Below are 23,814 nucleotides of genomic sequence, written 5' to 3' on the forward strand. Positions count from 1 at the left end.
GGGACCATATCACCCGATTTCGCCACAATTCAATGGCGGAAATGCCGATGCCCCGTGAACACCATCGCCAGGCCGGCATCGTCGGCGGCGCGAATCACCTCGTCGTCGCGGATGGAGCCGCCGGGCTGGATCACAGCCGTCGCGCCCGCCTCCGCCGCCGCAAGCAATCCGTCGGCGAAGGGGAAGAACGCATCCGACGCCACGACGGAACCCTTCGCGAAGCTCTCCGTCGCGCCTGCGGCGGTCGCCGCCTCCTGCGCCTTCCATGCGGCGATGCGCGACGAATCGACCCGGCTCATCTGGCCGGCGCCGATGCCTACCGTCGCGCCGTCCCGCGCATAGACGATCGCGTTCGATTTCACGTGCTTGGCGACGCGGAAGGCGAAACGCAGGTCGGCGAGTTCCGCCTCGGTGGGCACGCGCCGCGTCACGACGCGCAGATCCATGTCGTCGACCACGGCGTTGTCGCGTGTCTGCGCCAGGAAGCCGCCGGCGACGGTGCGCACGGCAAGCCCGCCGCCGCGCGGATCGGGCAGGCCTCCGGCGAGCAGCAGCCGCAGGTTCTTCTTCCCGGCGACGATGGCGATGGCCTCCTCCGTCGCGTCGGGGGCGATGATCACTTCCGTGAAGATGGAGACGATGCGTTGCGCCGCCTCGGCGTCGAGCGTGCGGTTCAGCGCCACCACGCCGCCGAAGGCGGAGACGGAATCGCAACGCAGCGCCTTTTCGTACGCCTCGGCGAGGGAGTCTCCCTCGGCGACGCCGCAGGGGTTGGCGTGCTTCACGATGACCACGGCCGCCGTGCGCTGCGGATCGAACTCCGCCACCGCTTCATAGGCGGCGTCCGTATCGTTGATGTTGTTGAAGGACAGCTGCTTGCCCTGCAGCTGGCGCGCGGTGGAGACGCCGGGCCGCTGCTCGGGCGTGGCGTAGAAGGCCGCCTGCTGGTGCGGGTTCTCGCCATAGCGCAGGTCGAGCGCGCGCCGGCCGCCGATGGCGCGGAAGTCGGGCGTGCCGATCCCCTCGATGCCGGCGAACCAGTTCGACACCGCCGCGTCGTAGGCGGCGGTGCGCGCATAGGCCTTCTGTGCCAGCCGCCGGCGCAGGGGCAACGTGGTGGCGCCACCGTTGGCGGCGAGTTCCGCAAGCAGGGCCTCGTAGTCGGCGGGATCGACGATGACCGCCACGTCCGCGTGATTCTTGGCTGCGGCGCGAATCATGGCCGGGCCGCCGATATCGATGTTCTCGATGCAGTCGTCGAACGAGCCGCCGCGCGCCACCGTCTCCTCGAAGGGATAGAGGTTCACCACCACGAGGTCGATGGTCGAAATGCCGTGCGCCAGCATGGCCGCCTGATGCTCGGGGTTGCCGCGCACGGCAAGGATGCCGCCGTGGATAGCCGGATGCAGCGTTTTGACGCGCCCGTCCATCATCTCGGGAAACTGCGTGACCTCCGCCACGTCCTTCGCCGCGAGGCCTGCCTCCACGAGCGCCTTGTGCGTGCCGCCCGTCGAGATCAGCGCGATGCCGCGCTGCGCCAGCGCGCTGGCGAAGCCGATGAGGCCCGACTTGTCCGAGACGGACAGAAGGGCGCGCGTGATGATTTTGCGATCATGGGGCATGGGACAGGTCCAGCTCAAGGAAAAGGCGTATTCCGACAAGAACATCCGGCCGGGCGGAGAATTCGCTCCACGACGTGGCTCTAACCCATTTTTCCCGCTGGCGGAACGGAAAAATGCCGCAATGCAGCCACGCGGGCGCGCCGTTACACCTCCAGCCGCGAGAAGCGCCAGCGCAGCAGCGTCACTTCGGCAGGGTCGACGGTGACGACGATCTGCTCTCCGCGCCGGGCGCCGTCGACAGCCGAGAGGAACACGCTTTCCTCGATGGAGAGCGTGCCGTGTTCGGCCTCGAAGGACCAGCCCTGCCCGTCCGGCAGCAGCATCAGCACGGAATGGCCGTCGTGCGAGCGGCTGGTGCGCACGAGCGGGTGCAGGTGAAAGCGCACTGTCGCGGCGGCCGCTTCCTGCATCGGGTCGGCGGCGATGAACGCATCCTCGCCGTCCAGCGTGCCGCGCGCGCCGTCCAGCCGCCAGCGCCGCTGGTGGACGAGGCCGAAGCGCGCGCTGTAGCCGTCATGCGCGGCGCCCAGCGTCTGGGTGCCGGAGGACGCCGCGCCGCGGTTGACCTCGATATTTTCGATGCCGCCCAGGATGGGCGTGCCGAGCCAGCGGCCCAGCCAGCGTTCGAGGCGCGCCGCGAGCGACGCGCCGCTCCCCGCCCCCGCGAACAGGCAGGACGACGTGTCGCCCACGGTCACCGTGGAATGCGCGGCGGTGGAGCGCGCTGCGAAAAGCGGAAACAGGCTGCCGTGGCGCGGCGCGCCGCAGTTGACGATGAGGCGCGAGCGCCCCACGCTCAGCTCGAAGGAGAGGCAGCCCGCGTGCGCCTCCGTCGAGCAGGCGGGCGGCGGCGGCGCGCCCACGTCCGCGATCAGCACGAGGTCCTCCGCCTCCAGCCGCTCGTAGCCGGAATGGGGCGCGTGCTGGATAGCGCGCGAGCGCGTGTCGTCGTAGGCCAGCAGCGTCGCGATGAGGTCGACCTGCGTGCGGCCCATGCCGTTGAACAGGGCCAGCGATCCCTCGCCATGGCGGAACATGCGCAGCATCGGCATCATGCGGTCGATGGCGCCCAGCATCTGCGGCGGCGGCGAAACCCCGCGCGCCGCATAGACCTGCCGCAGCGGTAGCAGTTCCGTAAGCAGGGTGACGAGTACGCGCGGGTTGCGGCTGATGTGGCCGCCGTCCGGCAGGATCTGGCGCGCCAGTTCCTCCCCCAGCTTGCGGCTGGCGTTGCGCTGCAGGCGGCCGAGATTGTCGAGGCACAACCCGGCCATGGCGAGCGCGATCAGCGCCAGCAGCTTCTTCTCGCCCTGCAGCGCGCCGCAGACGCTGCCCGAGAGCTGGCGCACGCCGCGCGCCAGCGCGCGCATGAAGCGGCGGTAAAAGGCATGGTCGGCGCCGTCCAGCACCAGCGGCGACTGGCTCAGGAAGACGAGCAGGCGCCGCGCGACGACGGCCGGCCGGGTGGCGATGCCCCGCCGGTCCAGCCGCGCCGCGAGGAAATCGTCGACGAGTGCGCGGGCGTTGGCGCGCGCGAGTGCAGAATCCGCCGCCCCGAGGTGCCGCAGCCAGGTGAAGCCCGCCAGCGCCTCCGCCCAGGCTTCGGACGGCGGCTCGACCTCGAAGGGCGAACGCCCGCGGCAGTCGATGCTCTGCCCGGCGAGCGAGAAATGGCCGGCATAAATGTCGGAGGCTTCCGTGGGATCGGCCGTGCGCAGGTCCTGCGGCGCTATCACGACCCGCTCGGGCGCGCGGCGGCGCAGCGCATCCAGCGTCTCGAAAGTTCGCAGGACAGTGCCGAGCGCCAGCCGCCCCGCCTTGGCGAGGGCGAGCTGATAGAGCCGCAACCGGTGCTGGTCTACCCCCACGACGTCCGACAGTCCTTTCCGCGCCCCGACTCGCAATGCGGGCCGAACGCGCCCTAAATGATACGCCGAGGGCCTTTGATAAAGCGAAAAAGTTAATTGAACCGTATCTGTGGCCCCATGGTGGTCATATATGACGCGCTCGCTCCTGGACGGGCGGCGGGCTGGAAAAATCGGCTTGACAAATGACGTGGCCGGTGGTGGAGATAGCCAGCTTGAAGCGAAGTTCCGGTCGCTTCATGGGCGTGCTTCAACACAACGCAAGTGGCGGACAGTCGGTGATGGCTCTCGTTATTACGAAAAAAACGAAAACCATCTTTGTTGTCACGACGATTACGTCGACGACACGCTGACCTCTGCCCTCGTTCCCGGACCTCTCTCCCCCAGGCACGAGAGAGGTGATGCCGAAGGCGGCATCGGTTCCCCGGGAGAGGTTGAACAGGAGATATCGTACAATGGGCTTCAAGATCGCCGTGGTTGGCGCCACCGGTAATGTGGGCCGTGAAATCCTCGACATTCTGGCCGAGCGCGCGTTCCCGGTGAGCGAGGTCGTGGCCCTCGCCTCGCGCCGCAGCATGGGACAGGAAGTTTCCTTCGGCGACAAGACGTTGAAGGCCAAGGACCTTGCCACCTACGATTTCTCCGATACCGATATCTGCCTGATGTCCGCCGGCGGCGACGTCTCGCGCGAGTGGGCGCTGAAGATCGGCGCGCAGGGCGCGGTCGTCATCGATAACTCCTCCGCCTGGCGTTACGACAGCGACGTGCCGCTGATCGTGCCCGAGGTGAATGCGGATGCGATCGTTGGCTTCTCGAAGAAGAACATCATCGCCAACCCCAATTGCTCCACCGCCCAGCTCGTTGTCGCGCTGAAGCCGCTGCATGACGCGGCGACCATCCGGCGCGTCGTCGTCTCCACCTATCAGTCGGTTTCGGGCGCGGGCAAGGATGCGATGGACGAGCTGTTCTCGCAGACGCGCGCCGTCTTCACGACCGGCGAGGTCAAGCCCGGCAAGTTCACCAAGCGCATCGCCTTCAACGTCATTCCCCACATCGACGTGTTCATGGAAGACGGTTACACGAAGGAAGAGTGGAAGATGATGGCCGAGACGAAGAAGATTCTCGACCCCGCCATCAAGCTCACCGCCACCGCCGTGCGCGTGCCGGTGTTCATCTCGCATTCGGAAGCCGTGAACGTGGAGTTCGAGAAGCCGATCACGGCGGACGAGGCGCGTGAAATCCTGCGTCAGGCGCCGGGTTGCCTCGTCATCGACAAGCGCGAGAACGGCGGCTACATCACGCCTCACGAGGCGGCCGGCGAGGATCCGACCTATATCTCGCGCATCCGCGAGGACGCCACTGTCGAGAACGGCCTTGCCTTCTGGGTCGTGGCGGACAACCTGCGCAAGGGCGCGGCGCTGAACGCGGTGCAGATCGCGGAAGTTCTGATCAACCGCAAGCTCATCAGCCCGCGCCAGCAGGCGGCCTGATCCCTTCCGCCAGCCGGATAAAGCAGTTTCAGCAAAGGCGGATACTGCTTTTGCGCCCGGTGTGAAAACAAAGAAATGGCCTGGGCAAATGCGCCGTCCCCGCGACGGCGCATTTTTTTATGGATCTTCGGCGTCCGGGTTGCCGTGCGTTTCGCGGGTGTGGCGCGCCATGGTTTCCGCCAGCGCGACGAGCAGCGAAAGCTCGCGCTCGGGAATGGCCCGGGCAACGGAAACGAGACGGTCTATGGAACTGGAGCGGGGCGTGGCGGCCTCGCCTTCGGGCGAGAGCCCGAGAAGCCAGTTCGGCGTGGTGCCGAGCGTGTGGGCGATCCGCATCAGCGTCGCGAGGTCGGGTTCGCTGCGCCCAGCTGCATAATGAGCATAGCGGCGTTCGTCCAATCCGCATCGCCGCGCAGCTTCGGCATTCGATATGCCGAGGTGCTCCGCACGCTCTTTCAGCTTTCGTGCAAAAACGTCCATAGGAACATTTTGTTCCTAAATGACGCCAATATTGCTACGAACAAATTTGGATGGTATAGGTACGAATTTGCACCTTTGTTCATAGGATCGTATCGACCATGACGTGGACAGCCGCCATCTGGGTCACCTGCACGATGCCGATCTGGGGAGTGGCGCTCGTCTTCGGCTGGCAATATGCCATCTGTCCGCACCTGATCCCCGCGCGCAGGATCGAGGCCTTGGCCGACCTGATGCTCGCGGCTCACGGCGAGGATGCGGAACACGAAGCTTTCGAAAAAGAGGTGGACGCCTGGTATCGCAGTGACCTGCGGGCGCAGGGCGCGTGGCGGCGCATACGCCGCAGCCTGCGGCGCCGTGGCCGACCGGCGGCATCGGCCCACGCAACGTCCATAACGGGAAGCGCCCCGCACATGGCCCGCCGCGCATCCCGTTAACAGTGACAGGCGGGTATGGGACGTTATGCCCGGATGTGAGTCAGCGCCGCGAAGTGCGCCACCACCTGCTCATATACGCGCCGCTTGAACGGCACGATCAGCTCCGGCAGGTGCTGCGCCTCTTCCCAGCGCCATGCATCGAATTCCGGCGGCACGCTGCCGTCGCCGGGGTGCAGCACGTCGATTTCCGATTCGTCGCCGGTGAAGCGCATGGCGAACCATTTCTGCTTCTGCCCGCGGAATTTGCCCCGCAGGCCAATGCCGATCTGGTCTTCCGGCAGGTCGTAAGTCAGCCAGTCGGGCGTCTGGGCGAGAACCTCGACGGAGCGCACGTTCGTTTCCTCGAACAGCTCGCGCCGCGCCGCGTCCAGCAGGTCCTCATGCTTGTCGACGCCGCCCTGCGGCATCTGCCAAGTGTAGGCAGGCGGCACCGTTCCCTCGGCGATGTCGCCCTTCTGGCGGGAGCCGATGAATACCCTGCCGACTTTGTTGAGCAGCATCACGCCCACACATGCGCGATAGGGCAAATCCTCTGCCCGCACCTTCCCGCGAATGTGATTGACCTTGTCCGACATGGCGCCGCCCCGTCCGCTATCAACCGCCGATCGGGGGGCACACTAGCCGGAAAAGCTCACCCGGGGAAGGTCATTCCCCGTCCTTTTTCGTGTCGCCGCCGTCGACGGCCGGCTTGTCAGCCGGCTTCGCGGCGTCCTTCTTGCCGGTCACATTGGCGGCCGATTCGGTCTTCGTGCCGGCATCGGCATTCACCTTGCGCACCACAAGCGCCGGGTTCTCGACACCGCGCAGCAGGTCATAGGCGGCATTGAGCTGCGTGTCCTGCGTCGGATCGGTCGGAACGTAGGCGGAGGAGCCGGAGGCCTCCTCCTTCTTGCTGTCGGTCGCCTCGACTTCCGTCGCGGCGCTCTTGTCCGCGCTGGCGTCCTCGCCGTTCTTCAGGTGGCCGCGCAGCCCCGCCTCACCCTTGATCTGGTCCTTGCCCTTGAGATCGTCGGGAATGACTTCCTCGATGATGAAATCGGGCTCGATGCCCTTGGCCTGAATCGAGCGGCCGGACGGCGTGTAATAGCGGGCCGTGGTGAGGCGCAGCGCCCCGTTCTGGCCAAGCGGAATGATGGTCTGCACGGACCCCTTGCCGAACGAGCGCGTGCCGATCAGCTTGGCGCGCTGGTGGTCCTGCAGGGCGCCCGCCACGATCTCGGACGCCGAGGCCGATCCGCCGTTGACCAGCACCACGAGCGGCTTGCCCTTCGTGATGTCGCCCGAGCGGGCGTTGAAGCGCTGCGTCTCGTCGAGGTTGCGCCCCCGCGTCGAGACGATCTCGCCACGCTCCAGGAAGGCGTCGGAGACAAGCACCGCCTGATCCAGCAGGCCGCCAGGGTTGTTGCGCAGGTCGATGACGAAGCCCTTCAGCTTGTCGGCCGGGATTTCCTTGGTCAGCTTCTCGACGGCGCTGCTCAGGTTGTCGAACGTCTGTTCGTTGAACTGCGTGATGCGCAGATACCCGATGTCGCCCTTGTTCTCGAAACGCACGGAGCGGATGCGGATGATGTCGCGCTTCAGCTTGACCTCGAACGGCTCGCTTCGTCCGGTGCGCTGGATCTTCAGCGTGACCTCGGAATCGACCGCGCCGCGCATCTTCTCGACCGCCTGGTTGATGGTGAGCCCCTGCACGGGTTCGTTATCGATGGCGACGATGAGATCGTTTGCCAGAATGCCCGCGCGCGCGGCCGGCGTTTCATCGATGGGGCTCACGACCTTGACGAGGCCGTCCTCCATCGTCACCTCGATGCCGAGCCCGCCGAAGGAGCCGCGCGTCTGCACCTGCATGTCGCGGTAGCTCTTCGCGTCCATGTAGCTGGAGTGCGGATCGAGCGACGACAGCATGCCGGTGACGGCCGATTCGATCAGCTTGCTCTCATCCGGCTTTTCGACGTAGTCGCTGCGCACCTTGTCGAAGACATCGCCGAACAGCGTGAGCTGCCGGTAGGTGTCCACGGAAGCGGCGATGGCGCTCGTACTGGAAAACAGCCGTGACTGCGTGCCCACGACCGCCACACCCGCGCCGATGAGGGCACCCACCATCACGAGAGAAATCTTGCGCATCATCCGCGAACCTTTTCGCCTTTTGTCCTGGCCCACCACGGCGACGGATCGATGGATCCGCCATCCTTGCGAAACTCAACATACAGAATGGGGCCCGTGGCGCCACCCGCAAAAGCACTGGCTCCCGCCAATGCACCGGTTCCCGCTGGCGCCCCCTTGCCCATCAACCCGACAGGCTCGCCCGCGAGCACGAACTGGCCCAACGTCACGTTGATCCGTTCCATGCCCGCCAACAATACATAATATCCCTCGCCCGCGTTGATGATCAAGAGCTGGCCGAAGGATCGGAACGGACCAGAGTAAACGATCCAGCCATCCGTGGGGGACGAAATGACGGCTTCCTCGCGTGTTGCGATGGAGATGCCGTTCGTCGCGCCGCCGAAACCGTCCGATGCGCCGAAGCCGCGCACCACCTCACCGCGCACGGGAAACGGCAGCAGTCCCAATGCCTTCGCGAAAGAAATCTTGGGTTCGAGCCGGGCGGGATCGCCGAAGGGCGCGGCCGCCAGCCTGTCATCCACGGCCTTGTCGCGCGCCTGCACGGCTTGCGCCGCATCCTCGGCGGCCTTGCGGGCGGTGGTGATTTCCCGCTCCATGCGGCCAATCAAATCCTTGAGACTTTCCGTGCGGCTCGCGAGATCGGCCACCTGCGCGCTCTCGCCGGCGTCGATCTTCTCCGCCTCCGCGATGCGGCGCTGGCGCTCATCGATGAGGGCGGCAAGCCGCTCCTGCTCGCCATTCAGGGTCTGGATATCGGCCTTCAGCGCCTCCCGGTCGGTGGCGATCTGCGCGCGAAGGCGCGCGAGTTCCGCAAGGTCGGACGCAAGAGCCTCCACCTCCGTCCGCAGCTCGGGAACCGTTGCCCCCAGCAGGATGGCGCTGCGCACGGCCTGCAGCACGTCCTCGGGCGCGACGAGAACGGCGGGCGGCGGATGGCGGCCCATGCGCTGAAGGGCGGCGAGCACCTCGGCGATAACGTCGCGGCGGCTTTCCAGCGAGCGGCGGATGGCCTGCTCGCTACCGTCGAGCGTCGCCAGCCGTTGCTCGATGGCGGACACGCGCTCCTCCGCCGAACCGATGCGTTGGGCGGTTTCGAGCAGGATGCGGTTGAGTTCGGCCCGGTCCTTGCTCAGGCCCTCGATCTCGGTGCGCAGTGCTTCCCGCCGCGCGCCGCGTGCCGCGAGATCGGCCTGAACGGCCTCAAGCTCCTGCTGGCGCTGGCGCTTGTCCGCCTCGGTTCCCGCCCAGGGCGCCGCCCCCTCCGCCTGCGCGCCGGAGGGCTCCCGCGCCTGCTGCTGCGCCTGCTCCTGCCCCGCCGCGGGCAGCACGGCGACGCCGAGCGCCACGGCGAACGCAAGCCCGCAGGTCAAGAACCGTCCCGATCGCTGGATTCGAAATGCCATCAGTGCCTTGCAACACATCGACCGACCGGCGCAGCAACGCAACCGGCCGTCAAACACGGTGATAGGGGTGTCCCGCGAGAATCGTCAGGCAACGATATACCTGCTCAAGCACCAGCGCACGCACAATCTGGTGCGGCATGGTCATTGCGCCGAAGGACAGGATCAGCGCAGCCTTCTCCCGCACCGCGCCATCGAGACCGTCGGGACCGCCGACGATCAGGTTGACGCCGGCCTCGCCCGCATCGCGCCAGCCGGCGAACTTCCGAGCCAGATCGTCGCTGGAAAGGCTCGCGCCGCGTTCGTCGAACGCCACGATCATACCCGGCAGGCAGCGCGCCAGCAACGCCCTGCCCTCCTCCGCCTTGCGCTGGTCGGCGTGGCGGGCGCTGCTTTCCGAAAGCTCCAGCACATCGACGGTGCCGAACCCCAGCGAGCGGGCCAGCGGCTGCGCCCGCTCATGATAGCGCTCGACCAGCGCCTTCTCGGGGCCCGCCTTCAGCCGGCCCACCGACACAACGGCGATGCGCACGGCGGCTCAACCGGCGCGCGGCTCTTTCGGCCGGTCGGGGCTCCAGATCTTCTCCAGATTGTAGAAGCTGCGCACTTCCGGGCGGAAGATATGCACGATGATATCGCCCACGTCGATCAGCACCCAGTCGCAAGCCGGGAATCCCTCGACGCGCACCGGCCCGAAGCCCGCCTGCTTGAGAGCGGCAGCGACCTTTTCCGCGATGGCGCCGACATGCCTGTCCGACCGGCCGGACGCGACGAACATCGTGTCCGCGATTGTCGTGCGACCGACAAGGTCGATCTCGACGATCTCTTCCGCCTTCATTTCTTCAAGCTGGAACCGCGCGATCCCTGCCGCCTCGCCGGCCGGCGGCGTCTCCCCGGCCGTCCGTGTTCCGTCCGTCTGGTTGAGCGGCGCCGGCTGGGCGCCATATTCCGAAAGCTGGCTCAGTGCCCGGTCCTCACACTTGAGCATGATCCCCAAAAGAGGTGCCGCCTTCTGGAAAAATCATGCATTAACAAAAAGATAGGGCGAGAATCGCGATTCGGCGAAAGGTCATCCCGCTTCAGGGCGACTTCGGGACAAGCGGGCATCGCCTCTCCGGCTCGAAATCGCATCGTAACATTGACTTGAAGATAGTCGCACATCCCCGACGCTTCAACGACTACCGACAGCCAATCACATGAATCGGCAGGAAAAAGAAGCCGCCCGCGTCCGCGCGGGGGCTTCAGGGCGCGGCTATCGTGTTCCCCGCCGCGCGCAGCATGGTGGACGACAGCGGCGATCGCGGACCGTGCAGAAAGACCCATCCCGGTACGTCTCCCCGTGACAGCAGTCCCGCGTCCTTCTCAGCGAATCGGTAACGCGCCAGCGCGATCGCCGCCCGCGAGCGCGCCGCCTTCAGGGTGGAGCCGGGGCGGTCGATGATGGCGAGCGGAACGAGGCGGGCGATGTCGCGCCAGCGCTGCCAGCGGTGAAAACCGGCGAGATTGTCCGCGCCCATGATCCAGACGAAATCGACCTGCGGACAACGCCGTGTGAGCCACGCGATGGTGTCGTAAGTGAACTGCGTCTCGATTTCAGCTTCGAAACCGGTGATGTCGATGCGCGCGTGGCGCGTCAGCGCACGGGCAGCGGCCATTCTTTCCGCCAGCGGCGGCAGCGCCGTGTTGTCCTTCAGCGGGTTTCCGGGGGTGACGATCCACCATACCCTGTCGAGCCGCAGATGCTTGAGGGCGACGAGACTCGCCAGGCGATGCCCCGCGTGCGGCGGGTTGAACGAGCCGCCGAAAAGCCCGATCCGCAAGCCCGGCGCGTGCGGCGGGAGAGACGGCGAATGCCGCTTCGGCAGGTTTCTCAAAACCGTGATCCCGCTGCTCCCGGGCGCGCCGGTCGCATCGATGCGGGCGACGCCGGGCGGCGCATCCTCGCCCTCCTCGATGAAGCAGGAGCCGGCCTCGCTCCTCAAGGCCGCGTCTGCCCGTTGCCGTGGATGCGGTACTTGAACGAGGTCAGTTGCTCTACGCCGACGGGGCCACGCGCGTGCATGCGCCCGGTGGCGATTCCGATCTCGGCGCCGAAGCCGAACTCGCCGCCATCGGCGAACTGCGTTGAGGCGTTGTGCGCCACGATGGCCGAGTCGACCTCGCGCTGGAAACGCGCCGCCGCTTCCTTGTCCTGCGTGATGATCGATTCGGTATGGTGCGAGCCGTAGGTCTCGATGTGATCGATGGCCTGCGAAAGATCGTCGACCACGCGCGCGGAGATGATGGCATCCTCGTATTCCGTGCGCCAGTCCTCCTCGGTCGCGGGCTTCACGCGCGGATCGACCGCCTGTGTCTCCGCATCGCCACGCACCTCGCAGCCGGCCTCGATCAGTGCCGTCACCAGCGGCTTCAGATGCGTGTCCGCCACCGCCCGGTCGACAAGCAGCGTCTCCGCCGCGCCGCAGATGCCGGTGCGGCGCATCTTCGCATTCAGCAGCACCTTGCGCGCCATGTCGAGATCGGCGTCGCGATGCACGAAAACATGACAGATGCCGTCGAGGTGCGCGAACACCGGCACCCGCGCCTCCGCCTGTACCCGCGCCACCAGGCCCTTGCCGCCGCGCGGTACGATGACGTCGACATTGCCATCGAGCCCGCCGAGCAGCAGGCCGACGGCTTCGCGGTCGCGAACCGGCACGAGCTGCACGGCATCGGCGGGCAGGCCCGCGTTTTCCAGCCCGGAGCGAACGGCCGCGACCAGCCGCTGGGCCGAGCGGAAGCTCTCCGACCCGGCGCGCAGGATGGCGGCATTGCCCGCCTTCACGCACAGCGAGCCCGCGTCCGCGGCGACATTCGGCCGGCTTTCGAAGATTACGCCGATCACGCCGAGGGGTACGGAAACACGCTCGATGACAAGGCCGTTGGGGCGTTCGAAGGTTGCCAGCACGCGCCCGACGGGGTCCGGCAGGCCTGCGACGAGTTCCACCGCCTTCGCGATGGCCTCGACGCGGGCCGGGGTGAGTTGCAGGCGGTCGATGAACGCCTCGCCGCGTCCGGCCGCGCGGGCGTCCGCGATGTCCTCCGCATTGGCCGCGATCAGGCCTTCCGCGTCCTCACGGATAGCGCTCGCGGCACTGTTGAGCGCCTGCGTGCGGGCGGCGTCGGATGTCAACGCCAGTGCGCGGGCGGCCTTGCGGGCGCGCCGGCCGATGTCGGCCATCAGCGAGGCAAGCGGCAGCGGCGCGTCGGCAGCGCCGCCCAGCACCTCGCTCTTGTCCGTAACATCAGCAGCTACACTCGCCATGATCCTCATCCTCCAGCCGGCGGCCAATGCAACGCCGTGCGATACATGTCTATTTTCTACGCAAGAGGGATGCGCGGTCAAGCGCGCCCGGCAGCATGGCTTTCATGCACCTTCGTGCGAATCGCCGCCGAACAGGACGAGATCGTCCCTGTGCACGATGGTGGCGCGCCCGCCGTGGCCGAGCAGCGTCTCGATATCCTGCGTCGAATGGCCCGCGATCAGCCCCGCTTCGTCCGCGTCGTAGCCGACGAGGCCGCGGCCGATTTCCCGCCCCTCCGGCCCGCGCACCGAGACCGCGTCGCCCCGGTGAAAATCGCCCTCGATGCGGCGCACACCAGCAGGCAACAGGCTCGCGCCACGCCGCAGCGCCTTCTCCGCTCCCGCGTCGACATGCAACGCGCCGCGTGGCTGCAATGTTCCGGCGATCCACTTCTTGCGCGCCGTGACGGGGTTGGAGGGCGAGAGAAACCACGTGCAGCGCCCGCCGTTCATAACCGTGCCGAGCGGCCCCTCCACACGTCCGTCAGCGATGATCATGCAGGCGCCGCCGGCGGTCGCGATCTTGCCCGCCTCCACCTTGGTGCGCATGCCGCCGCGCGACAGCTCTGACGCCGCACCGCCCGCCATGGCCTCGATCTCGGGCGTGATATGCGTGACGAGCGGGATATGGCGCGCATCCGGGTTGCCGTTGGGCGGCGCGGTATAGAGGCCGTCGACGTCGGACAGCAGCACGAGCAGGTCCGCCCCCACCATAGTCGCGACACGTGCGGCGAGCCGGTCGTTGTCCCCGTAGCGGATTTCGCTCGTCGCTACCGAATCGTTCTCGTTGATGATCGGCACGGCGCCGAGTTCCAGCAGTTTGCCGATGGTGGCACGGGCGTGCAGATACCGGCGGCGCTGCTCCGTATCGGAAAATGTCAGCAGAATCTGCCCGGCGACGATCTCGTGGACGGCGAGCGCCTCCGTCCAGCGGCGCGCCAGCGCGATCTGCCCCACGGCGGCGGCGGCCTGGCTCTCCTCCAGCTTCAGCGGCCCCGAGGGCAGCCGCAGCACGGTGCGCCCCAGCGCGATGGCGCCGGAGGAGACGACGATCACCTCCGCGCCCCGTTCGTGCAGCCGCGCGATATCCTGCACCAGCGCCGAAAGCCAGCTACGCTTCAGGCGCCCGCGCTCGCGGTCCACCAGCAGCGACGAGCCCACCTTGACGACGATGCGCCTGAACTGCGCCAGCTCGGGCAAGCGCGCGGCCAACGCGGGAGAGACGGAATGATCGATCATGATGCTTCATTCGGACATTCGACGCGGCGCATACTTAACCGTAATCCGCGTGCAGGAAAGGAAAAACCGCATGCAGCGGCGGCAGGACTGGCACCCGGGCCCGGCTTTGCCTCACGGCTGCCAGTCGGCCGGGACCTCGCGTTCCTTTTCCTCCGCCCCGGCCTCGCGGATGATGTCCGCGAGGCAACGCAGCGCCGTGTCGACGCCCTCGCGCGAGGCGGAGGACAGCAGCAGCGGCGCCTGCCCGGCGGCTTCCGCAAGATCCGCCGCGCGCGCGGCGCGGGTCTCGGCGTCAAGCGCATCGATCTTCGACAGCGCCACCACCTCCGGCTTGTCTGCGAGCCCGCCGCCATAGGCTTCGAGTTCGGCCCGGATGGTTTCGTAACTGCCGGCGACGTCCTCGCTCGTCCCGTCGACAAGATGGAGCAGCACGCGGCAGCGTTCCACATGGCCGAGGAAGCGGTCGCCGAGTCCCGCGCCCTCGTGCGCGCCCTCGATCAGCCCGGGAATATCCGCGAGCACGAACTCGCGCCCGTCGATGCCGACGACGCCGAGATTGGGATGCAGCGTCGTGAACGGATAATCGGCGATCTTGGGCTTTGCCGCGCTGACCGCCGCGAGAAAGGTGGACTTGCCGGCGTTCGGCAGGCCGACGAGCCCGGCATCGGCGATCAGCTTCAGCCGCAACCAGATCCACATTTCGGTGCCCGGCAGGCCGGGGTTGGCGTGGCGTGGCGCCTGATTCGTCGAGGATTTGAAGTAGGCGTTGCCGAAGCCGCCGTTGCCGCCGCGCGCCAGCACCACCTGCTGGCCAACCTCGGTGAGGTCGGCCAGCGGCGTCTCGTTGTCTTCAGCGAAAACCTGCGTGCCCGCCGGCACCTTCAACACCGTGTCCGCGCCGCGCGCGCCGGTGCGGTTCTTGCCCATGCCGTGCTGGCCGGGACGGGCACGGAAATGCTGCTGGTAGCGGTAGTCGATCAGCGTGTTGAGGCCGTCGACACATTCGACCACGACGTCGCCGCCGCGCCCGCCGTCGCCGCCGTTGGGGCCGCCGAACTCGATGAACTTCTCGCGCCGGAACGAGACACAGCCTGCCCCGCCATCGCCGGAACGGACATAAACCTTCGCCTGATCAAGAAACTTCATCGCCTGCTCGAACCCGTCAACGGGCGGAGCCCCTGGCCCCGCGTCTGTACATATGTCGCGCCGCCGGGATGTCTCCCGGCGGCCTGTCTTCTGTCCTGCCGCCCTATGCGGCGAGCCGCCGCGCATGGCGCTCGCGCCCCAGCACCGTCTCATAATAGGGCAAGGGCCGCCCCTGGGGGCGTGAGTAGCGCATGGTATCGCCCACGGTGACGAAACCGAGCTTCTCCTGCACCCGCAGGGAAGCGCCGTTGCCGGCGAACACACCGGAGATGATGTGCATCACCCCGCTGCAGGCAAAGAAGGCGTCGACGAAAGTCTCCGCCGCCTCGCTCATCAGCCCCTGCCCCCAGTACGGCTCGCCGAGCCAGTATCCGAGGCTCAGCGCGCCATCCCTGGGATGCAGGGTGATCATGCCGCACGGTGCGCCTTCGGCCTCGATGGCGTAGTTTGCGCTGATGCCCGCTTCGTTCTCGGCGGAGGCATGCACGATGTAGTCCTGCATGTCCTCCAGCGTGAGCGGCCAGGGAACGGATGCGAGCCAGCGCGCGACGTTCCATGTTTCCAGCCCGATGAGCGTCTGCGCGTCATCCATCCGCACCGGCCTCAGCAGCAACCGGTCCGTTCTCACCGCTTCCCTCAGCATGGCCCCCGCCCCCCCGCTCTCGCCGGCAGATGCGCCCGCGTGCGGGCGTTCGCGAGATGGTGTGCGCAGGCGGCATCCATGCCTGGATACGCACAAACGGGAAGGTATTTGAGGCCACCGCGTTCGCATCCACGACCATCGTGACGCGGCAGGGCCGGAGCAAAACGCCATACGCGACCTGCATCGAAGGCTGCCCCTTGCGTGAAGCCCGTTGCACGGGCGATAGCGGCAGTGGCGTTGGCGATGATGGTGCGAATGGTCATCTGTCTGCTCCGATCCTATAGCCCGGCCCGGCCGGGTGTTGAAACGACAAAGGGGAAATGGCATCCCATTTCCCCTGATCGCTGGATCGCGAGCTGACACATGCCGCTTTCCGCCGGGGATGGAATACCGGCGAAAGCTCTTTGTCGGACAGCTTCCGCCTGAGTTACTCTGCTGCTTCCTGCACCACGTCGATGCGTACGTACGAACGCCCCAACCGCGTGAGGAACTCGACGCGCCCTTCAACGAGAGCAAACAGCGTGTGGTCCTTGCCGATACCGACGTTGTCGCCCGGGTGGACCTTCGTGCCGCGCTGGCGGATGATGATGTTACCCGGAATCACCTTCTCGCCGCCATACTTCTTGACGCCGAGGCGGCGGCCGTCGGAATCGCGCCCGTTACGGGATGAACCGCCTGATTTTTTGTGGGCCATGATAGAACTCCCAAATATCCTGATCTGATGCGGAGCGCCCGGAGGTCATGCGGTTAACGCGACAACTCCGGAACGCCCGGGAAACGGTTTCCCGCGCTTACTCGGCAGCCGCCGGGGCTGCCTCGGCCGGTGCGGCGTCGGCGCTCTTCTCAGCCTTGGCGGGGCGCGGAAGCGCCTTGCCGCCGACGAGAATGTCGGTGATGCGCACGACGGTGAACGCCTGACGGTGGCCACGCTTGCGCTTGGAGTTCTGCCGGCGGCGCTTCTTGAAGGCGATAACCTTCTTGCCGCGCGTCTGTTCCACCACCTCGGCCGAAACCGAAGCGTCGGCGACGACGGGCGCGCCGACCACGATCCCTTCAGCTCCGCGGGAAAGCACCAGCACGTCGTCGAACGTCACGGCGGCGCCGGCCTCGGCCTCAAGCTTCTCGATGGTGATGACATCGTCAGCGGCAACAGTGTACTGCTTGCCACCAGTCCTGATGACTGCGAACATCTTTCTTTCCTGTGTTCGGAACCGCTCTTGCCGCCAGCAGGATTGCACCTCCCGGCCACAGAGCGGCTTTTTCTCAGTTTTGCAAGAACGGAAAGGCGCCGGACCAGAATCACCGACGCCTCGCGTTCCCAATGAATGCAGATTAAACTGCATGGAAGCATTCCGCATAATCGCCGGCGTGAAAATTGTCAACGAAATATCCCGAAAATCCGTTCGAAGGCCTCTTGATATTCGGCGCGACTCGGCTATTAAGGTCACCACCGCGAGCGGAGAGGTGGCAGAGTGGTTGAATGCACCGCACTCGAAATGCGGCATGGGGGCAACTCCATCGGGGGTTCAAATCCCTCCCTCTCCGCCAATTTGCTTGGCGCAATGCGCCTTGCAGAGCTGGAATGGCTGCAGAAACTTCGGCAATAGGCAAAGCTGCCGGATTTCTGTCATCTATACATCGTATTATCAGCGGTTTTCTTGCGACGCGCCCTTCCATCCGGTGACGATTATCCGGCGTGGCAGTCGCCTGATGCGCAAAAGCGCTGGGCATAAGCCATGAAATCCGGCATCGACATCGGCCGTGCGAACAGGAAGCCCTGAACCTCGTCGCATCGCTCCGCGCGCAGGATGGTGAGTTGATCGGCCGTTTCCACCCCTTCGGCGACGACCTCGAAATCCAGCTCGTGGCCAAGATGGATGATCGTGCGCAGAATCGCCCTGTCGCTGCCGCTGACGGCGAGATTGCGCACGAAGTCCCGGTCGATCTTCAGTCTGTCGGCGCGCAGCTGCTTGATGGAACGCAAGGACGAATAGCCTACGCCGAAGTCGTCGATGGAGACCGAAACGCCCAATGACCGCAGACTGGCGAGATCGCTCCCCACGCGCTCGATATCGTGCATCACGGCCGTTTCCGTCAGTTCGATGTCGAGGTAGCGTGGTTCGAGGCCCGTTTCCTGTAGCACGCGGGTGACGAGCGCCGGTATGTGGCGCTGCGCGAAGCGTGCAGACGACATGTTGACGCTGATTCGCAGCCGCATTCCCGAGTCGTGCCAACGCCGTGCCGCGTGGCAAGCCTGTGACAGCACCCATTCGTCGATGGCTGCGATCAGCCCGCTTTCCTCCGCATAGGGCAGAAATGTATCGGGTGGCATTACCGTGCCGTCCGGGCAGCGCCAGCGAACCAGCGCCTCCGCTCCGGAGAGCTTTCCCGTCAGCAGCGAGACCTGCGGCTGGAATTGCAAAAAGAACTGCTGTGTCGCCAGCGCGTTGCGCAAGTCTATGTCGAGTGCGGCGATGCGGCGCGCGTCCGCGAGAATATCCGAGTGGTAGCGCGCTATCGGCTGGCCGCCCTTGAAGGCATGATCGACAGCGAGCCCGGCGCGGTGCGCGAGCGCAGCGAAATCGCCACCGTCGTCGGGGCGGGAGGCAATGCCGATCGTCGCCGCGATGCTGATGCGATGTCCCCATATCAGATAGGGCGCGGTCAACTGGGTCAGTATCTGGCGGGCGAGCGCGGCAACCTCGGGACATTCCTTCCCGGTCCGCTGCAGCACGGCGAAACCGTCCGCGCCGTAGCGGCCGGCAAGGCAGCCGCCATTCAGGCTGTTGCGCAGCCTGTTCGCGCACACCTGAAGCAGCTGCCGTCCGGTTTCAGGCCCAAAGGCGTTGTTGACCACGCTGAAATTGTCGATCCGCACGATATGCAGCGTGAACGCCGCACCCGTGGAGCGGGCCATCTGCCGCTCCACCTCCTCCGCGAAGAAACGCTGATCAGGCAAATTCGTCTGTTCATCAAGATCGGTACGGCCACCCGCTGCCGTCCACTGCCTCAGGGAAGAGGGATTCTCCGGCGCAGCATCATGAACCCGGGCAGGAACCGGCGTCTCACTTGGAGATAATCCCGTCTCCCGTTGCTGCGGGACTGTGATCGCCACCATGATGCACTCTCGATTTTACCATGCACCCCTCCGTGCGTCATTCATGATAACCGAGAACAACTTTGGCGCAATGCATAAATTAATTGCCTGAAGCGTTTTCTGAAACATGATTACAACATTTTTCGCAAGTCGTCGTCCGGATTCGGTCTGTTGAAGTAATGTAGTGGGGTATGTAAAAAGAAAAAAATAAATGTAAGTTTTTTAACAAATCAATATGGTTATTGTCGCTGCCGGATATCAGTGTTCCAGACTGGAGACATGCTTGCCGGTCGCGCCCGCCCGATCACTCCTTCAGCGGGTTCTCGGAAAAATAGATGGCTGCAGCCCTGGCGAACGCATCGGCGTCGGACGAATTGTCCCGGGCGCGTTCCCGCTCGTAAATCCGCGCGAACAGGGCAGTGCCGATGCGTACATTGAGGCAGGGATCGATAACGGCCATGTCGATCCCCGACGGATCTTCCGCCGCGAGATGCGCGGGAAAGCGTGTCAGCCCAACGCGCACATCCCCGCCGGCCGATACGAAGTGGCGCACGATCCGCAGCGCTTCATCTTCCGACGGCGGGGGTGGAATGTCGAGTCTGCGACCGTCGATGGTTATCACGATATCGAACGGTGAGCGCGCCCCCGCCGTGGCTATGAATTGCTCGACGATTGCGGGCAGCAGACTGTCAACGGCGCATTGCCGGATCAGGTCGGCGTCCATCCGCGTCAGGCGAACCGGCCGTGGCAATGCTTGAACTTGCGCCCGGAGCCGCATGGGCAGGGGTCGTTCCGGCCCACCTTGCCCCACGTCGCGGGATCGTCGGGGTCGACGTCGGCGTCGTAGGCATAGGGTGCGGCAAACGACGCTTCCGCCCCCTGCACGGCAAAATCGGCCCCCGCCAGCGCCGGTGCGTGCGCCAGCGCAGCCTCTTCCTGCTCCGGCGCCCGCATCACGATCTCGACGCGCGAGACCTGCCGCGTCACCTGTGTACGCAACTGGTCGATGAGCCCGTTGAAGAGCTGGAACGCCTCGGCCTTGTATTCGTTGAGCGGGTCGCGCTGCGCCAGTCCGCGCCACCCCACCACCTGCCGCAGATGGTCCAGCGTTACCAGATGTTCGCGCCACAGATGATCGAGCGACTGCAGCAGCACCTGCTTTTCCACATAGGTGGAGAGTTCCGGCGTGTTGCGTTCGACGCGCGCCGCATAGGCTTCGTCGGCGGCCGTCCTGATCCGTTCGCGAAGTTCGTCGTCGGCGATGCCGTCTTCCTTGACCCAGTCGGCGATCGGCAGGTCGAGGTTGAGGACGTCACGAACCGCCTCGGCAAGCCCTTCCGCATCCCACTGTTCCGGATAGGCGTCATGCGGAATGTGGCGCGCCACCAGATCGTCGATCACGCCATGGCGCATCTCGTCGACTTCCTCGCGCACGGAATCGCGCGACATGAAATCGCGCCGCTGCTCGAAGACGACCTTGCGCTGGTCGTTCATGACGTTGTCGTACTTCAGGATGTTCTTGCGGATATCGAAGTTGCGCGCCTCGACCTTGCCTTGCGCCTTTTCGATCGCCTTGTTGATCCAGGAATGGACGATGGCTTCGTCCTCCTTCAGCCCGAGGCGCGTCAGCATGCCGTCCATGCGGTCCGAGCCGAAGATGCGCATCAGGTCATCCTGCAGCGACAGGTAGAACTTGGAGCGCCCGGGGTCGCCCTGGCGGCCGGAACGACCGCGCAGCTGGTTGTCGATGCGCCGGCTCTCGTGCCGCTCCGTGCCGACCACGTAGAGGCCGCCGGCGGCGATGGCGCGCTGCTTGAAGGCCGCGACTTCTTCACGGATGGCAGCCTCGCGCGCGGCCCGCTCGGGGCTGTCGGCGCCCTCTTCCGGCTCCGGTCCCAGTTCCTGCTCTATGCGCATGTCGGCGTTGCCGCCGAGCTGGATGTCCGTGCCGCGACCGGCCATGTTCGTGGCGATGGTGATCGCGCCCGGCACGCCGGCCTGGGCGACGATGAAGGCCTCCTGCTCGTGGAAGCGCGCGTTCAGCACCGCGAAGTGCTTGCTGGGCTTGCCCGTGCGTGCCGCCTCGAACACCGGGCGCAAGGTGTCGGACGTCGCGAAGTCGATCTGCCGGAAGCCGTGCTCGGCGAGGTAGCGCGCGAGTTCTTCGGACTTCTCGATGGAGGTGGTGCCGACGAGAATGGGCTGCCCCTTCGCGGACGCCTCCTCGATCTCGCGTGCGATGGCCTTCAGCTTCTCCTTTTCGGTGCGATAGACCTCGTCGTCCTCGTCGACGCGGCGCACCGGCAGGTTGGTCGGCACCTCCACGACGTCGAGGTGGTAGATGTCGGCGAATTCGTCCGCCTCGGTCGCGGCGGTGCCGGTCATGCCCGCGAGCTTGCCGTAGAGGCGGAAATAGTTCTGGAAGGTGATCGAGGCGAGCGTCTGGTTTTCAGGCTGCACCTGCACGTGCTCCTTGGCCTCCAGCGCCTGGTGCAGGCCTTCCGAATAGCGCCGCCCCTGCATCATGCGGCCGGTGAACTCGTCGATGATGACGACCTCGCCGTTGCGCACGATGTAGTCCTTGTCGCGCTGGAACAGCGTATGTGCCCGGAGCGCCTGGTTGACGTGGTGCACGAGTGAGGCATTCGCCGCGTCGTAGAGCCCCGCGTCCTCCTTCAGCAGGCCTGCCTCGACGAGGATTTCCTCAATCCGCTCGTTGCCCTTCTCGGTGAGGGAGACGGCGCGCTGCTTCTCGTCGAGGTCGTAGTCGTCGCGCGTCAGGCGCGGGATCAGGGCGTTGATGGTGTTGTAGAGATCGGAACGGTCGTCGAGCGGCCCCGAGATGATGAGCGGCGTGCGCGCCTCGTCGATCAGGATCGAATCGACCTCGTCGACGATGGCGTAGTTGTGGCCCCGCTGCACCATCTGCCCGAGGTCGTACTTCATGTTGTCGCGCAGGTAGTCGAAGCCGTATTCGTTGTTGGTGCCGTAGGTCACGTCCGCCGCGTAGGCCGTGCGGCGCTGGTCGTCGTCGAGGCCGTGGGTGATCACGCCCACGGACAGCCCGAGGAAGCGGTAGATGCGGCCCATGGTGCCGGCGTCGCGGCTTGCCAGATAGTCGTTGACGGTGACGACGTGGACGCCCTTGCCCGTCAGCGCGTTCAGATACACCGGCAGCGTGCCGACCAGCGTCTTGCCCTCGCCGGTGCGCATTTCCGCGATGGCGCCCTCGTTCAGCACCATGCCGCCGACGAGCTGCACGTCGAAATGGCGCTGGCCGAGAACGCGCCTCGCTGCCTCGCGCACCGTGGCGAAGGCGGGCACCAGCAGGTCGTCAAGCGGCTTTCCATCGGCGAGCTGCTGGCGGAACTCCGCCGTGCGCGCCCTCAGCGCCTCGTCGGACAAGGCGGCGATCTCGGGTTCGAGCGCGTTGATGGCAGCCACCCGCCCCCGATAGGACTTCAAGCGCCGGTCGTTGGCCGAACCGAAGAGTTTTCTCGCAATGCCGCCTAACATGGAAAGCCTTCCAGAACAGAGAATATCGCGTGCGTCAGCACGCCGCCCCACACGGTTTAACCGGCGAAAAGGCCACGGTCCAGAGCAGCGACGCGCGCAATGCCACCATGAACATCGGGATAATGGTCAAGGCGGCATGGACGACACAAAAGCGAGATGGGCGCATCCGGGCCTGCTGTCAACAGGCGGCGGGCGACAATCGGAATCCGTCGATGAGGACGGACGGCCGGAATGCCTTTTTCCCATGAATCTCCTTTCCGCTGAACTTCTGTTTCCGAGGAATCCCCTTTCCGACAAATTTCCTTGCCATTGTCGGCGGGTTACGCCACTCATTCATCGGTTCGCAGCCGGGAAGGTCGCGAATCTGCCCTGCCCCCCCGGCGGCGTCCAACCACGCCACTATTTTCTGGATTGCACCATGATCGCGCGCCGTTTCCGCCTTCCCGCCCTTCTGGCCGCCTCGCTCGTTGCGTATTCGGGCGTGGCGGTGGCCCAGCAGCCAGCCGCTTCTTCTCCCGCATCCGCCGAGACGCAGGCCGGCGACAAGGTTCTCGCGCGCGTCAATGGCGCCACGATCACCGAGCGCGACCTCGCCCTCGCTGCGGAGGAGCTGAGCGACCGCCTGCCCGCTATGCCGGAAGCGCAGCGGCGCGATTATCTCGTGGGCTATCTGATCGACATTCGCCTCGGTTCCGCGGCGGCGCAGGCGGAGAAGCTCGACGAATCGGCCGGTTTTGCCGGGCGGCTCGCCTATGCCCGCGACAAGGTGCTCGTCGACGAGTACCTTGCGAAGGTCGCCCGCGATGCGGCCACCGACGAAGCGGGGCGCAAGCTCTATGAAGAGACCATCAAGAACCTGACGCCTGAGGATGAGGTGCGCGCACGCCACATTCTCGTTCCGGACGAGGCCGCCGCGAAAGCCGTGGCCGAGCGCCTGAAAAAGGGTGAGGATTTCGCGGCTCTTGCCACCGAGCTGTCGAAGGACCCCGGCTCCGCCAAGGAAGGCGGCGACCTCGGCTATTTCACGCGCGACCGCATGGTGCCCGAGTTCTCCGAGATCGCCTTCAAGCTCGATCCCGGCAAGGTGTCCGATCCCGTCAAGAGCCAGTTCGGCTGGCACGTGATCAAGGTCGAGGACCGGCGCCAGAAGCCTGTGCCGACCTATGAGGAGGTCAAGGACCAGATCGAGACCTTCATCGTTCAGCGTGCCCAGCAGGAAGCGGTTCTGGCGCTGCGCGAGAAGGCAAAGATCGAGCGGCTGGACAAGCCCGCCGGCGCCGAAAAGGGCGATGCGCCCGCGTCCGGCAACGGTGCCGCCGATGCCGCGAAGCCTGCCGCGCCGGCGAAGAAGTAACATGCCGGCGCAGCGCACGGCCACGTGAACCCCGGGCGGCGGACTTCAGGCCAAAAGCGAG

General features: G+C 65.9%; 21 protein-coding genes and 1 tRNA gene. 4 read left to right on the top strand and 18 right to left on the bottom strand.

All coding sequences use genetic code 11. The annotated features are described in order from the left end of the window. Positions 1-29 precede the first annotated feature (29 nt). Positions 30-1,622, bottom strand: a complete 1,593-nt coding sequence (gene purH, locus FHS82_RS12130; protein ID WP_166953122.1) for a bifunctional phosphoribosylaminoimidazolecarboxamide formyltransferase/IMP cyclohydrolase — start codon at positions 1,620-1,622, stop codon at positions 30-32. A gap of 143 nt (positions 1,623-1,765) precedes the next feature. After that, on the bottom strand, positions 1,766-3,490 hold the full coding sequence (locus FHS82_RS12135) for a heparinase II/III family protein (protein WP_343042563.1): 1,725 nt from the start codon (positions 3,488-3,490) through the stop codon (positions 1,766-1,768). A 452-nt stretch (positions 3,491-3,942) separates the two neighbouring features. Between FHS82_RS12135 and FHS82_RS12140 the strand changes: the two genes are divergently transcribed. Further along, positions 3,943-4,977, top strand: a complete 1,035-nt coding sequence (locus FHS82_RS12140; RefSeq protein ID WP_166953124.1) for an aspartate-semialdehyde dehydrogenase — start codon at positions 3,943-3,945, stop codon at positions 4,975-4,977. 117 nt (positions 4,978-5,094) lie between these two features. On the opposite strand, the gene FHS82_RS12145 is transcribed toward FHS82_RS12140, so the two are convergent. Then, positions 5,095-5,457, bottom strand: a complete 363-nt coding sequence (locus FHS82_RS12145) for a helix-turn-helix domain-containing protein (protein ID WP_166953126.1) — start codon at positions 5,455-5,457, stop codon at positions 5,095-5,097. A gap of 98 nt (positions 5,458-5,555) precedes the next feature. On the opposite strand from FHS82_RS12145, the gene FHS82_RS12150 reads away from it, so the two are divergent. Next, positions 5,556-5,891: a hypothetical protein gene (locus FHS82_RS12150; protein ID WP_166953128.1), complete on the top strand. Its 336-nt coding sequence runs from the start codon at positions 5,556-5,558 to the stop codon at positions 5,889-5,891. A 23-nt stretch (positions 5,892-5,914) separates the two neighbouring features. Here the strand turns inward: FHS82_RS12150 and FHS82_RS12155 are convergent, their stop codons facing one another. The 12 genes from FHS82_RS12155 to rplU form a co-directional block, all read right to left on the bottom strand. Further along, positions 5,915-6,466 carry an RNA pyrophosphohydrolase gene (locus tag FHS82_RS12155; RefSeq protein ID WP_166953130.1) on the bottom strand — a complete coding sequence of 184 codons (552 nt, stop codon included), beginning with the start codon at positions 6,464-6,466 and terminating at the stop codon, positions 5,915-5,917. Between the two features lie 70 nt (positions 6,467-6,536). Next, complete coding sequence (locus FHS82_RS12160) at positions 6,537-8,015, bottom strand: S41 family peptidase (RefSeq protein WP_166953132.1); 1,479 nt, start codon at positions 8,013-8,015, stop codon at positions 6,537-6,539. Next, positions 8,015-9,418, bottom strand: coding sequence for a murein hydrolase activator EnvC family protein (locus tag FHS82_RS12165; RefSeq protein WP_246225312.1), 1,404 nt, complete (start codon positions 9,416-9,418; stop codon positions 8,015-8,017). The genes FHS82_RS12160 and FHS82_RS12165 overlap by 1 nt, the downstream gene beginning before the upstream one ends. A 49-nt stretch (positions 9,419-9,467) precedes the next feature. Next, a complete protein-coding gene (gene rlmH / locus FHS82_RS12170) occupies positions 9,468-9,947 on the bottom strand; it encodes a 23S rRNA (pseudouridine(1915)-N(3))-methyltransferase RlmH (RefSeq protein WP_166953136.1) in 480 nt (159 codons plus the stop codon). A 6-nt stretch (positions 9,948-9,953) separates the two neighbouring features. Continuing rightward, positions 9,954-10,403, bottom strand: a complete 450-nt coding sequence (gene rsfS, locus FHS82_RS12175; RefSeq protein ID WP_246225313.1) for a ribosome silencing factor — start codon at positions 10,401-10,403, stop codon at positions 9,954-9,956. Between the two features lie 253 nt (positions 10,404-10,656). Continuing rightward, the gene (locus tag FHS82_RS12180) at positions 10,657-11,298 is read right to left on the bottom strand and encodes a nicotinate-nucleotide adenylyltransferase (protein ID WP_377592122.1); all 642 of its coding nucleotides are present in this window, start codon (positions 11,296-11,298) and stop codon (positions 10,657-10,659) included. A gap of 95 nt (positions 11,299-11,393) precedes the next feature. Then, on the bottom strand, positions 11,394-12,635 hold the full coding sequence (locus tag FHS82_RS12185) for a glutamate-5-semialdehyde dehydrogenase (RefSeq protein WP_166953425.1): 1,242 nt from the start codon (positions 12,633-12,635) through the stop codon (positions 11,394-11,396). A gap of 186 nt (positions 12,636-12,821) precedes the next feature. After that, positions 12,822-13,997, bottom strand: coding sequence for a glutamate 5-kinase (proB, locus tag FHS82_RS12190; protein WP_166953138.1), 1,176 nt, complete (start codon positions 13,995-13,997; stop codon positions 12,822-12,824). A gap of 111 nt (positions 13,998-14,108) precedes the next feature. Further along, the gene (gene obgE, locus FHS82_RS12195) at positions 14,109-15,143 is read right to left on the bottom strand and encodes a GTPase ObgE (RefSeq protein WP_166953140.1); all 1,035 of its coding nucleotides are present in this window, start codon (positions 15,141-15,143) and stop codon (positions 14,109-14,111) included. Positions 15,144-15,246: 103 nt separating this feature from the next. Then, positions 15,247-15,786, bottom strand: coding sequence for a GNAT family N-acetyltransferase (locus FHS82_RS12200; protein WP_166953142.1), 540 nt, complete (start codon positions 15,784-15,786; stop codon positions 15,247-15,249). 427 nt (positions 15,787-16,213) lie between these two features. After that, positions 16,214-16,480, bottom strand: coding sequence for a 50S ribosomal protein L27 (gene rpmA, locus FHS82_RS12205; protein WP_166953144.1), 267 nt, complete (start codon positions 16,478-16,480; stop codon positions 16,214-16,216). Positions 16,481-16,577: 97 nt separating this feature from the next. After that, positions 16,578-16,976: a 50S ribosomal protein L21 gene (rplU, locus tag FHS82_RS12210; RefSeq protein WP_166953146.1), complete on the bottom strand. Its 399-nt coding sequence runs from the start codon at positions 16,974-16,976 to the stop codon at positions 16,578-16,580. 268 nt (positions 16,977-17,244) lie between these two features. Here rplU and FHS82_RS12215 point away from each other — a divergent pair. Then, a tRNA-Ser gene (locus tag FHS82_RS12215) sits at positions 17,245-17,334 on the top strand. 139 nt (positions 17,335-17,473) lie between these two features. On the opposite strand, the gene FHS82_RS12220 is transcribed toward FHS82_RS12215, so the two are convergent. The 3 genes from FHS82_RS12220 to secA all read right to left on the bottom strand — a co-directional run bounded on the left by FHS82_RS12220 (position 17,474) and on the right by secA (position 22,399). Next, a complete protein-coding gene (locus FHS82_RS12220; protein ID WP_281351125.1) occupies positions 17,474-18,904 on the bottom strand; it encodes a putative bifunctional diguanylate cyclase/phosphodiesterase in 1,431 nt (476 codons plus the stop codon). Between the two features lie 283 nt (positions 18,905-19,187). Beyond that, a complete protein-coding gene (locus FHS82_RS12225; protein ID WP_166953151.1) occupies positions 19,188-19,607 on the bottom strand; it encodes a lysozyme family protein in 420 nt (139 codons plus the stop codon). A gap of 5 nt (positions 19,608-19,612) precedes the next feature. Next, positions 19,613-22,399, bottom strand: coding sequence for a preprotein translocase subunit SecA (secA, locus tag FHS82_RS12230; RefSeq protein WP_166953153.1), 2,787 nt, complete (start codon positions 22,397-22,399; stop codon positions 19,613-19,615). Between the two features lie 418 nt (positions 22,400-22,817). Between secA and FHS82_RS12235 the strand changes: the two genes are divergently transcribed. After that, positions 22,818-23,753, top strand: a complete 936-nt coding sequence (locus tag FHS82_RS12235) for a peptidylprolyl isomerase (protein WP_166953155.1) — start codon at positions 22,818-22,820, stop codon at positions 23,751-23,753. Positions 23,754-23,814: the final 61 nt, after the last annotated feature.

This window comes from Pseudochelatococcus lubricantis (genome assembly GCF_011762225.1).
In the GTDB taxonomy this organism is placed as follows: Bacteria; Pseudomonadota; Alphaproteobacteria; order Rhizobiales; family Beijerinckiaceae; genus Pseudochelatococcus; species Pseudochelatococcus lubricantis.